This is a genomic window from Clostridia bacterium (genome assembly GCA_035561135.1).
In the GTDB taxonomy this organism is placed as follows: domain Bacteria; phylum Acidobacteriota; class Terriglobia; order Terriglobales; family Acidobacteriaceae; genus DATMYA01.
On the sequence record DATMYA010000038.1, the window covers coordinates 1 to 12583 of the forward strand.

Sequence of the window (12583 nt, forward strand, 5' to 3'; positions counted from 1 at the left end):
ACTGCTGCACCGCTCGTTGTTGGTCGATCTGGTATCGTTTCTTCATAGCGACTCTCCTTTTTCTTGGCAGAAAATCACTCGAAGGCTATCACGCCTTCGGGTGCGAGAGTCGCTACTTTCTACGCTTTAACGGGCATTCTCCTATTCCCGGCTACGTTGCTCGCGAGAAGGGCCGGCGGGTTGCTGGCCCCCAGGTATACGTCGTAGGACGTCGCCCCGACTGCCGGCATCCAGGTCAGCGTTGGTGACAGCGCCTGGTCGGTAGCCGAGTTCGTCGGCCCTGAGAGTGTCACGGCCTGCGGTGGCGTACCAGTGGTGAAGGACCAGATGGCGGAATCCGGTGCTGTCCCGCCGGCGTTCTTCGCAACGACCTTCCAGAAATAGGCCGTGCCTGCACTGAGAGAGGACGCCGTGTAGCTTGTTCCTCCGAGGTTGCTCGCTATCAACGAGGGCGGATTGCTGGTCCCTAAGTACAAGTCGTAAGCGGTAGCTCCGGCGGCTGGCGACCACGTTAGTGTCGGCGAAAGAAGCTGATGCGTTGCGACGTCCGTCGGCGCCGCCAGCGATACGGCCGAAGGCGGTGGAGGGACGGTAGTGAACGTCCAGGTAGCAGAATCGGGAGAGGCACCGCCAGGATTCTTCGCGACTACTTTCCAGTAGTAGAGCGTCTCGCTGCTCAGAGCAGTGCCTGGTGTATAGCTCGTCCCGGAGATGTTGCTGGCCACTAGCGCCGGAGGATTGCTGCTCCCCAAGTACATGTCGTAGGATGTCGCACCAGCGGCAGCTGCCCAGGTCAAAGTTGGAGAGACGGGCTGCGCAGTTGCTCCGTTTGCAGGCGCTGACAGCGATACGGCCGCTGGGGCGGGCGGCACCGTCGTGAACGACCATGTTGCCGAGTCGGGAGACGAGCCACCGCTGTTCTTCGCAACGACCTTCCAGTAGTACACCGCGCTGGTCCCCAGAGCAGGACTTGGAGTGTAACTCGTTCCTACTACATTGGCTGCGGCCAGCGCCGGTGGATTGCTCGTGCCGAGATACACGTCATACGAGGTCGCTTCCGCAACGCCCGACCATTCCAGGGTGGGTGAGAGTGCCTGGGCCGTGGCCCCGTTCGCAGGCGTCGCAAGCGACACGGCTGGCGGCGGCGGAGGCACCGTGGTGAAGGACCATGTGGCCGAATCGGGCGAGGAACCGCCGCTGTTCTTCGCGACCACCTTCCAGTAATAGAGCGTGCTGGTGCCAAGAGTGGAACCTGGTGTGTAACTCGTACCTGCCACGTTGCTCGCCGCCGGAGCCGGCGGATTGCTGGCCCCCAGGTACACGTCATATCCCGTTGCGCCCGTGACTGGCGCCCAAACCAGTGTTGGCACGAGAGCCTGCCCCGTTGCCCCGTTGCCTGGCCCAGAAAGCGATGCAGCCGGTGGCGGTGGAGGTGGGGCGATTGTGATCGAGAGGCCCCTGTCAGCTATCTGCGCAGTTGGCGAAGTCGAATCCGTTGCCCGGAATGTCACGCTGGACGTTCCGGCTGTTGTGGGTGTCCCGGTGATCGCGCCGCTGCCTGCATTCAAGGTCAGTCCCACTGGAAGAGCACCCCCGATAATCGCCCAACCATAGGGAGCCGTACCGCCGCTGGCAGACAGCGCCTGAGAGTACGCACTCGAAACCTGACCATTTGGCAGTGAGACGGTCGAGATGCTGAGCGCTGAAACGATGGTGATCGCGAGCGCCTTAGTTGTCGTCTGGGGAGTGGGTGATGTAGAGTCGGTTGCCAGAACGGTGAAGTTCCAGGTCCCCGATCCGGTCGGTGTGCCGCTGATCGCCCCATTCGCGGCGAGGGATAGACCACTTGGCAATGACCCGCTGGCGAGGCTCCAGGTATACCCGGGAGTACCGCCGGTCGCGTTTAGCGTTTGCGAGTATGCCGTTCCTGCAGTTCCCCCCGACAGCGCGGACGTGGTGATGCTCAGGGCCGAAACGACGCTGATCGTGAGGTTCTGAGTTGCGGTCTGCGGCGTCGGCGTCATTGAATCGGTGGCCCGGACGGTGAAGCTCGCCGTGCCTGCCGCCGTCGGCGTGCCGCTGATCGTACCATTCGAGCCAAGGGATAGACCGCTCGGTAATGACCCGCTGGCAATGCTCCAGAGATACCCCGGAATGCCTCCCGCCGCGGCGAGCGTTTGCGAGTACGAAGACCCTACAATTCCTCCCGGGAGTGCGGTCGTGCTGATAGTCAGGGGCGCCACAACGGTAGTGGTCGCGTGCGGCCCGCTCCAGTTCGCGATCGCGCCGTTTAGGTCTTGCGCCCACAGATAGGCGTTAATCGGGTTCCGCGTGATCGCGTTCGGCCGAAACATCAGTCGGAGGTTCGCCGTCACGTCGGTACTGTTCGGATACGTGAAGTTGCTATTGGCAACGTCCACCTGGCACTGGCTATTGGTGAGGAAGTTGGCGGTGCCCATGACGTAGGCTGGACCCCAGTTACCACCAGCGTCATTATTTAACTGGATGGTATTGGTCCGGTGGTTGAATAGGAAGTAACAGGCATAGCTCCCGTCTACCCCGTAGTTCATTAAGAGGTGCCAGTAGTTGATGTTGGCGTGTCCGTCAGCATCGCCCACCCTGGCTGCAAGGTTGAACCAAGCGCCGTAAGGGACATTGGCCGGGATCCCGGAGACGCTCACCGTGGTGGGGGTAGCGTTGGCGTTATACGTCACCGACATGGAGGTGCTCGCCGTGAAATTCACAGAGTGGTAGTAGGAGGGCGCTCCCCACGGGTCGTAACAGGAGAGATACATTCTAATCGTGGTAGAACTCGTGCCAAACATCCCCAAATGCTGCATAGCAAATGTTTTGCTTGTAAGCGCGCCGTAGTCGTAGGCACCGTATATATCACCAGCGGAGAAGGCTTGGGCCGCAGTTGTGATGGGATTACTAGTGGTGGTCCAGAAATACGAGAGGTTGGCGTCAGAGAAGGCTCTGTCATCGACGTAGCCTGCATTAAGGCTACAGCCCGATGGATTGGTAAAGGTGCTGCCTCTGACTAGCGTGAAGGACGCTGATGTCACGGACCCAGCAGGATAGGGAGTTGCAAACCGGATCACTGGCTGGCTCTCTTCCCACGCAACCGGAAAACCTTCCTCGTTAAGCTGGTTGGCAAATTGTATCGCCGCCATGCCAGTAAAACCTGACCAGCGCAAGTTCGTCAGGGAATTCCTTACTCCACTCATCGTACCGAACGCAGACTTGTACACTGTGACCGTAGTAGACGGGTCGATGCGGTATGGCAGCGCAGCGGCGGGCAGAGCCGCATCGTTGCACGCGAACGACAGGGAGGTCGTGCCCACCGCCCAGGCGGCGCAGGGGTAGCGCACAGCGTCCGCGCCCACCATAACCGCACGACTGATCCGTAGCGGTGCGGTGCTGGTCACCCCGCCGTCGGCATCGACCGTTAGCGGGCGGCTGCTGCCGTAGGGATAGCTGAACGTCCGGTTGCCACGGGTGGAGATCGGCCCGCTCTCAAAGGTGTACCCTCGCTCGTCCACCAGCAAGGTCCACGGGAGCGAACCATGCGTGTAAGAGAACTGCATCCCAGCCTGGTAGTTCACTTTCGGGAAATCAAGCTCCAGCCAGTCCTGAACACCCGTGTCCGGGTCAACGTAATACTGGCCCAGGATGGTTGCGTTGCCGCTCGGCCGGACCAGGACCTCGACCCCGGTGCCTGTTAAATCCCAGCCTGACGGAATTTTACTCAACACGGGATGGACAGGCTTCCAGGCTCCCGCCGCGTCCTTGTAAGCGACAGCGGGGCCGGTGATCGCCAGACGTTGCCGCCCTGGTCTACTATTGCCGCCTGTGGCCCCAGGGGTTGGTGTAATTGCCGGTGCCTCATCCAGCGGCAAGTCGTACTCCACCCGTCCCGGGCCATGCCGTTCCGGCGCTTCCACGGCACCGGGGTGCTGCGCGAGTGCGCTCAGTGCAGCGCCAATGTGGTCGGCTACCTTATCGGCTGGCGCGCGGTCCACGCCGATGAGGCCACGCTGGGCAAACATCGCCGTCGCCGTCCAGGCGAGAAGTATGAGGTATCTCATGGTCAATATGCCGTCCTGTAAGTAATCGCCGCGTTGATCCGCTTCGCGGTGCCAGCCGTCGCCCACATCCCGACGAAGTACCCCACTGGAATCGAGGCGTAACTGTTCAGACCAGTGCCAGCGGTCCCGTTGCATGCCAGGGGGGCGTTCAGCATGTCGCCGCCGTCGTTGCGTCGCAGATGGATCACGGCATCCCCGGTATCGGCCCAGCAGGTGACGCTGGTGATGGTCGCGTTCGCGGCGCGTGGAGTGAAGACGCCCCACTGGACGACGCCGGTGGGTAGTGCGATGTAGTCGTCCACCCATGTCCAACTGGCGTCGCCGGTCCGGCGCGTTTGAAGATGGCCTGGGAGGCGTGCTCCGTGCTGGATTTGCGGTAGGAGCCATCGCCGTTATCGGTGATGAATCGGGAGATGGCTGGGCTCAGCCGCGCGAGGTGGAACATAGCACCGGGCTCTGTTCGCTTCCACTTGCGATCCTCGTCCTTGTAGATCAGATGGCGGCCGAACATCGCCACCCTCTCGCAGCCGTTCTGCGACACTCGAAAGTGCATAGCGCCAGGTCCGCGCTTCTCTTCCACCTCGCTTGCGCCGGGATGCTCTTTGAAAACCGCCGCGCTGGGGGACGGTCCGTGGTGGAGGGCCTTCCGGGCACGGTCTTCGAGCCCAAGCGGAACCTGAGCGGTCAAACTGAAAACGAACAGCAGTGCACAGAGAATTCGTCTCATAGTAGATACACCGCGCCCAATTGCCTGCGCGCCGCTATTCCCGATCCCTTGACAAGCACCCAATCAATACAGAGTCAGCTAAGGCGTTTTTGAGTCCTTGATGGTCAGGCTGACCACCTGTGGCTCCTGACCTTTGCTTCGCACTAATTGCATATGCTTCCCGTTGGGCTCGACTTCGGCACCCGCTTGATCGACAATCGTCGCCCCGCGCGCGACAACGTAGAGGGAAGCTGCGGCTTCGTCCGCCGGGACGAGGAGCTGATAGTCTCTCCCCTTCGCGTCCGTGCTCCGCATTTGCAGTGGTTGGAAGAGACGTCGGGGCGTGAAGACGCCCATCAGCACCTTGGGCCCGGATTGCTTGCCAGAGATAGTTTGCCCCAGAACCTTGCCCGGATCATCCAAGCGAACCTGCAGTGGAACTGCTTTCTTCATCACTACCCTGGCATCCGTGGCAGCATCGCCCTCCCCAACCTGTACGGTCAAAGGATGCGCGGACCAGATACACGGGTCCAGATACCCTAAATCCTCGACCGCTGCGCAGATCGTATACACGCCGGCGGTTAGGCCCGGAATCATAAAAGCGCCGTCCTCGGCGGCTTTGGCGCGCCCACCAACGGCGGGCAAAGTGTCCCGAATCGCGCTGACAATCGCGGCAACCGGCTTGCCATCGTCTCCGACTACCATGCCAGCAACACTGGCATTTGTCTGACACAGAGCAGCCGGTAATCCCAAAAATGACAAGGTAATTCCAAGGACTATCGTGGGAATTAAAGTCGATCGCGACACGCAAAGCCTCCTATGGCGCACAGGTACACATATCACCACACGTGGAGTATGACTAACCATATCGACGAGCGTTCTCCCTATGGACCGGCGGCGCATGGTAAGCGCATGCTTGCGGAGGTCGCAATGCGTCGCAACTAATCTCAGTCAGGCGGACAGATCGCCGATAATCCTCTCCACGTTACAGATAATGATTGAACGAATTGTAAAACTTATCATGCCTTGTGTTTGTCGCGCAAGGAGAAACTACGATAAATTAGCGTTACGGGTAGAGGAACGTGTCGTCATTAGTGCGCACCCGCCGTAGTCAAGTCGCGCTCCTGCAGCCAGATCGACGAGATAATGTTGCAGTCGTGGTGTTCCGAATACAGAACAGACACTGTAGTTATACCGAGTTACGCAGACAAAGAGGAAACTGATGCCTACGTCGCTTGTTCCGGAACCGGAACAGCACGGCGGCACACGTCACAATTGTCGACGGTATAAGCCGAAATACGGTATAAGCCGAAATCGAGAGCGTGATCCGTTTTTTACGGATGGATCCCCAATGGTCCGGATTTCACACTGCGGAATTCACCTTATGCCGGCCGTCCTCTACGGCAACTCCACCCGGATCCGCCCGGAGCATCATACCGTGACCAGTTTGGGATCCGCGTAGGATTCCTCTTCTGGCCCACTTCATTGGCAACAACGTATGCAGTACGAGACCGCGCCTAGACGAAGCAACGTCCTGAATTCCTTTTAGCGGCCAGCAAAGGGTGACTGCTCTCATGGCCTCCCTGCTTAGCCGGGAGGTCCTTACGAAGGATTACGAGACGATCTGAATACGGATCGCCTTCCATCCGCAAGGAGAGCGGTTCGAGGTTTCCAACCCCGCCATTCTCAAAATCCCCCTCGCAAGCTGCACGTTGTTAACCTCGGGCGCCGGGCCACCAGATGAATCGCCGAACCCCGCTCAGCAGCAGAGCCGCCGAAGATTTATCGAACATGCAGTGCCTCAGCACGGGTTAGCACCGGATGAAAACGGCAGCGGAACGGTATTTGCGAAGCCCTTTAGATTTCATAAGAGCTACAGGCAGGCTCAAACACAGCTGCTCACGGTTTCGCGTTGACGTGTGCCCAGTTTCGTGCAATAGCCCCGCCCCTGGGGACAGGACTCGCGAGCTTGCGTCAGCCTTTCGCGTCCCTAATTTTGTTTTTTGCGCCGCAAGTTTTCGATTTACCGTCGCTTGCGTGTTCCACTTCCGGAACATTGCGCGGCTATCCGCGTTTTACAAAGGTACTCGTAAGTATCTGTGGCTACAAGGCCTGTTCTGAAGGTGGAACGCAGTAGCTGCAACTACATATGTAGGGCGGGTTGGTGCGAGTGTAATGCTGCCCGCAGATAGCACGGCAAACTCCAACAGGCAAAGCCCAGACGTTACCGCAATAACTCGTATTTTATTGTTGCAGCCGAGCCCTTGGCATGATAGCGTGTTAACTTCGCTGAAATATGGCAGTAATCGGGAGGATTATCGGCGACCTGTCGGTCTGAATGGACTTAGTGCCGGCGCATTGCGAGCGTTCCGTTAAGGAGCGTGCGTAGAACATGCGCCGGTCAATCTAGTCGCTCGCCCACCGACGTCGTTGGCCATACTCCACGTGTAATCAGACGTGTACCTGTGGGTCATCGGAGGCGTTGGTGTCGCGATCGACTATTACCTTAGTGGTAGTTCTTGGAATTGCCGTATCCTTCTTGGGATTACCTGCTGCGCTGTGTCAGACCAGTGCCAGTATCGCTGGTACGGTCGTCGGAGACGACGGAAAGCCGGTTGCTGCTATCGTTAGCGCCATTCGGGACACACTGCCTGCCGTTGGCGGACGCGCCCAAGCCGCCGAGGACGGTGCGTTTCTGATACCCGGCTTGACCGCCGGCGTATATACGATCTGCGCAGCGGTCGAGGATTTGGTGTATCTGGACCCGTGTATCTGGTCCGCGCATCCTTTGACCGTACAGGTTGGGGAGGGCGATGCTGCCACGGGTGCCAGGGTAGTGATGAAGAAAGCAGTCCCACTGCAGGTTCGCTTGGATGATCCGGGCAAGGTTCTGGGGCAAACTATCTCTGGCAAGCAATCCGGGCCCAAGGTGCTGATGGGCGTCTTCACGCCCCGACGTCTCTTCCAACCACTGCAAATGCGGAGCACGGACGCCAAGGGGAGAGATTATCAACTCCTCGTCCCGGCGGACGAAGCCGCAGCTTCCCTCTACGTTGTCGTGCGCGGAGCGACGATTGTCGATCAAGCGGGTGCCGAAGTCGAGCCCAACGGGAAGCATATGCCATTAGTGCGGAGCAAGGATAAGGAACCGAAGGTGGTCAGCCTGACCATCAAGGACTCAAAAACGCCTTAGCTGACTCTGTATTGATTGGGTGCTTGGTCAACGGATCGGGAATAGCGGCGCGCAGGCCAATTGGGCACGGTGTATCTACTATGAGACGAATTCTTTGTGCACTGCTGTTCGTTTTCAGTTTGACCGCTCAGGTTCCGCTTGGGCTCGAAGGCCGTGCCCAGAAGACCCTCCACCGCGGACCGTCCCCCAGCGGGGCGATCTTCAAGAAGCATCCCGGGGCAAGCGAGTTGGAAGAGAAGCGCGGACTTGGCGCTATGCACTTTCGAGTCTCGCAGAACGGGTCCGAGAGGGTGGCGATGTTCGGCCGCCATCTGACCTACAAGGACGAGGATCGCAAGTGGAAGCGAAGGCGTCGTCTGCTGGGACGAGACAGGAAATGGAGTGATCCAGTTTCGGCGCAATGACGGTGGCGACATGCTAAACGCTCCCTTGGCATGTAACGGGACAGCCAGCACCGGCCTGAACGGTTACGCCTCGATTCCCGTGGGCTACTTCGTGGGAATGTGGGCAACTGCGGGAACGGCCAAGCGGATTAACGCCGCAATCACGTACACCACTTCTTACTAACATGAGACACCTAATAATTCTTGCCTGCATGGCGACGGCCATGTTTGCACAGCGTGGCCTCATCGGTCTGGACCGTGCGCCAGCCGAGAAAGTAGCCGAACACATCGGCACGGCGCTGAACTCACTCGCGCAGCACCCTGGTGCCGTGGAAGCACCGGAACGGCATAGTAGGGGGCGGGTGGAGTACGACTTGCCACTGGACGAATCAGGACGCAGGCAGAACTTCGCAATCCTTGGCGATACAGTCGCTTACAAGGACGCGACTGGATCTTGGAAGCCTGTCCACCCTGTCTTGCGTAAGATCCCGTCAGGCTGGGAGTTAACAGGCACAGGGGTGCAGGTTCTGGTCCGTCCTAGTGGCAACGCAACCATCCTGGGTCAGTACTACGTTGACCCCGACACGGGTGTTCAGGACTGGCTGGAGCTTGATTTTCCAAAAGTAGATTACAAGGCTGGGATGCAGTTCTCCTACACGCATGGTTCGCTCCCGTGGACCTTGCTGGTGGAGGAGCGTGGGTACACCTTTGAGAGTGGGCCGATCTCCACTCGCGGCAACCGCACGTTCAGCTATTCCTACGAGAGCAGCCGCCCGCTAACGGTCGATGCCGACGGTGGGGTGACCAGCCCCGCACCGCTACGGATCAGCCGTGCGGTGATGGTGGGCGCGGACGGCGTACGCTACCCCTGTGGAGCCTGGGTGGTAGACTCTACGGCGTTGTCGTCTACCTGCTCCGATGCGGCCCTACCCGACGCCGCAATGCCGTACCACATCGACCCGTCTACTACGGTCACAGTGTACAAGTCCTCGCAAGGCACGATGTCTGGGGTAAAAGATTCCCTGACGAGCTTGCGCTGGTCGTCTCTTACCAACATGTCGGCGGTATCGGCTGTCACCCAGACTAACGAGGAAGGTTTCCCGGTTGCGTGGAGGCAGGAACAGCCCGTGATCCGGTTTGCAACTCCTTATCCTGCTGGGTCCGTGACATCAGCGTCCTTAACGCTAGTCAGAGACACCACCTTTACCAATATATCGGGCTGTAGCCTTCGTGGAGGCTACGTCGATGACAGAGCCTTCTCTGACGCCAACCTCCCGTATTTCTGGTACACCAACAGCAATCCCATCGGAACGAACCAAGCCTTCTACGTTGGTGATTTGTACGGTGCCTATGACTACGGCGCGATTACAAGTAAAACGTTTACTATGGAGCATTTGGGACTGTTTGGTACGAGTGTTACCACTATTAGGATGTATCTCTCCTGTTACGACTTTTGGGGTGACCCTTATTATCACGCTTTTGGTATCTGGGGGAGCACCTCCATGTCGGTGACGTATTACGCCAACACTGCTCCAGCCACGGTGAGTGTCTCAGGCGTCCCCGCCAATGTCCCTTACGGCACTTCGTTCAACCTTGCAGCCACGGTGCGCGATGCTGACGGACGCGCAACGATTAACTACTGGCACCTCTTAATGAACTACGGAGTAGACGGGAGCTATGCCTGTTACTTCCTGTTCAACCACCGGGCCAATACCATCCAGTTAAATAGTGACGCTGGTGGTAACTGGGGAACTGCTTACACGATGGGCAGCGCCAACACTCTCGCTAACAGCCAGTGCCAAGTGGACGTAGCCAATAGCAACTTCACATATCCGAACAGTACCGACGTGACGGCGAACCTACGACTGATGTTTCGGTCGAACGCGATCACGCGGAACCCGATTAAGGCCTATCTGTGGGCGCAAGACCTAAACGGCGCGATCGCGAACTGGAGCGGGCCACACGCGACCACTACTGTTGTGGCGCCCCTGACCATCAGCACGACCGCACTCCCGGGAGGAATTGTAGGGTCTTCGTACTCGCAAACGCTCGTCACGACGGGAGGCATTCCGGGGTATCTCTGGAGCATTGCCAGCGGGTCATTACCGAGCGGTATATCCCTTGGCTCGAATGGTACGATCAGCGGCACGCCGACGGCGGCAGGTACGGCGAGCTTCACCGTCCGGGCCACCGATTCAATGACGCCGACGCCGCAGACCGCAACTCAGACCCTCACGATCAGCGTCGTTTCGGCCCTGAGCATCACCACGTCCGCGCTGTCGGGGGGAGTTGCAGGAACGGCATACTCGCAAACGCTAAACGCGACAGGCGGTACTCCCGGGTATACCTGGAGCCTCGCCAGCGGGTCATTGCCAAGTGGTCTATCCCTCGCCGCGAATGGGACGATCAGCGGCACACCGACCGGATCGGGGACCTGGAACTTCACCGTTCTGGCAACCGACGCTACATCACCCACTCCCCAGACGACAACCAAGGCGCTCGCGATCACCATCGTTCCAGCGCTGAGCATCTCGACCGCCTCACTGCCAAATGGGCAGGTTTCGGGTGCGTACTCTCAGGCGCTGTCTGCCAGCGGCGGTACGGCTCCCTATAATTGGGCGATTATCGGGGGTGCTCTTCCAGCGGGGCTGACCTTGAATGCAGACAACGGCGCGATCACCGGGACACCCACAACAGCGGGAACCTCCAGCGTGACATTCCGGGCAACGGATTCGACTTCGCCAACTGCGCAGATAGCTGACAGGGGCCTCTCGATCACAATCGCCCCGCCTCCACCGCCACCGGCCGCCTCGCTTTCGGGGCCAGGAAACGGAATGACGGGGCAGGCTCTTGTGCCCACGCTGGTTTGGACGCCGGTAGCGGGAGCAACGGCATACGACGTGTACCTGGGAGCTAACAATCCGCCGGCGTTGGCGGCCAGCAATGTGGGAGGGACGAGTTACATCCCGGGTGCTGCGCTCGCCACCAGCACACTTTACTTCTGGAAGATCGTTGCCAAGAACAGCGGCGGCTCCTCACCCGACTCAGCTATCTGGTCCTTTACCACGGTGCCCCCTCCGCCGCCAGCCGTGTCGCTTGCGATGCCTGCGAACGGGGCCACGGCCCAAGCACTCTCGCCCACTCTGGAATGGTCGGGCGTTGCGGAAGCGACGGCGTATGACGTGTACCTCGGCACCAGCAATCCACCGGCGCTGGCCGCAGCCAATGTAGTAGGAACGAGTTACACTCCAAGTCCTGCTCTGGGGACCAGCGTGGTGTACTACTGGAAGGTCGTTGCGAAGAACAGCGGTGGCTCGTCTCCGGACTCGGCAACATGGTCGTTCACGACGGTGCCGCCCGCCCCAGCGGCCGTATCGCTGTCAGCGCCTGCAAACGGAGCAACTGCGCAGCCCGTCTCTCCAACTTTGACCTGGGCAACTGCCGCTGGTGCGACATCCTACGACATGTACTTGGGGAGCAGCAATCCTCCGGCGCTGGTGGCCAGCAACATCTCCGGGACGAGCTATACACCAGGCACTGCTCTGAGCCAAGAAACGCTCTACTACTGGAAAGTAGTCGCGAAGAATCCTGGCGGTGCCTCTCCCGATTCTGCTAGCTGGTCGTTCACAACCGTGCCTCCACCGCCTTCGGCCGTATCGCTGGCGGCACCGGCTGATGGTGCAACGCATCAGATACTTGCGCCGGCACTGACCTGGTCGGCCACAACCGGCGCTACCGCGTACGACGTGTATCTAGGGACCAGCAACCCGCCGTCGCTCGCCGCGAGCAACCTTGGTGGCACGACCTACACGTCGCCTACGCTCAATGCGGGAACGGCATACTTCTGGAAAATCGTTGCGAAGAACGCCGGCGGGACAGCACCGGATTCCGCCATCTGGTCCTTCACCACCGGTACGCCACCGCCGGCCGTGACACTCTCGGTGCCGACGAACTCGGCTACCGACCAGGCGCTGTCACCAACGCTGACCTGGATGCCGGCAACCGGGGCGACGTCATACGACGTATACCTGGGGGCCAGCAACCCGCCGGCCCTTCTCGCGAGCAACGTAGCCGGGAATAGTTATGTTCCCGGTAGTGCTCTCACTCCCGGGACTGCCTATTCCTGGAAGATCGTCGCCAGAAACAGTGATGGCGCATCTCCGGACTCGGCAGTCTGGTCCTTCAGTACCGTGCCGGCACCTCCACCGGCTGT

At 59.6% G+C, this 12583-nt stretch carries 7 protein-coding genes; 4 read left to right on the plus strand and 3 right to left on the minus strand.

What is annotated here, in order from left to right; all coding sequences use genetic code 11:
• Positions 1-119 precede the first annotated feature (119 nt).
• The 3 genes from VN622_07690 to VN622_07700 form a co-directional block, all read right to left on the minus strand.
• Positions 120-4088, minus strand: a complete 3969-nt coding sequence (locus VN622_07690) for a putative Ig domain-containing protein (GenBank protein ID HWR35734.1) — start codon at positions 4086-4088, stop codon at positions 120-122.
• A gap of 2 nt (positions 4089-4090) precedes the next feature.
• Positions 4091-4390 carry a hypothetical protein gene (locus tag VN622_07695; protein HWR35735.1) on the minus strand — a complete coding sequence of 100 codons (300 nt, stop codon included), beginning with the start codon at positions 4388-4390 and terminating at the stop codon, positions 4091-4093.
• 503 nt (positions 4391-4893) lie between these two features.
• Entirely contained in the window at positions 4894-5499 is a 606-nt protein-coding gene (locus tag VN622_07700; GenBank protein ID HWR35736.1) for a carboxypeptidase-like regulatory domain-containing protein, read from the minus strand.
• A gap of 1780 nt (positions 5500-7279) precedes the next feature.
• Here VN622_07700 and VN622_07705 point away from each other — a divergent pair.
• The 4 genes from VN622_07705 to VN622_07720 all read left to right on the plus strand — a co-directional run.
• Positions 7280-7987, plus strand: a complete 708-nt coding sequence (locus VN622_07705) for a carboxypeptidase-like regulatory domain-containing protein (GenBank protein HWR35737.1) — start codon at positions 7280-7282, stop codon at positions 7985-7987.
• 80 nt (positions 7988-8067) lie between these two features.
• Positions 8068-8391 (plus strand): hypothetical protein, encoded by a 324-nt coding sequence (locus tag VN622_07710; GenBank protein ID HWR35738.1) that lies wholly within the window; start codon positions 8068-8070, stop codon positions 8389-8391.
• Entirely contained in the window at positions 8369-8554 is a 186-nt protein-coding gene (locus tag VN622_07715; GenBank protein HWR35739.1) for a hypothetical protein, read from the plus strand. The genes VN622_07710 and VN622_07715 overlap by 23 nt, the downstream gene beginning before the upstream one ends.
• A 1-nt stretch (position 8555) precedes the next feature.
• Positions 8556-12583 (plus strand): putative Ig domain-containing protein (locus tag VN622_07720; protein ID HWR35740.1); only part of this gene is annotated, 4028 nt, incomplete at its 3' end.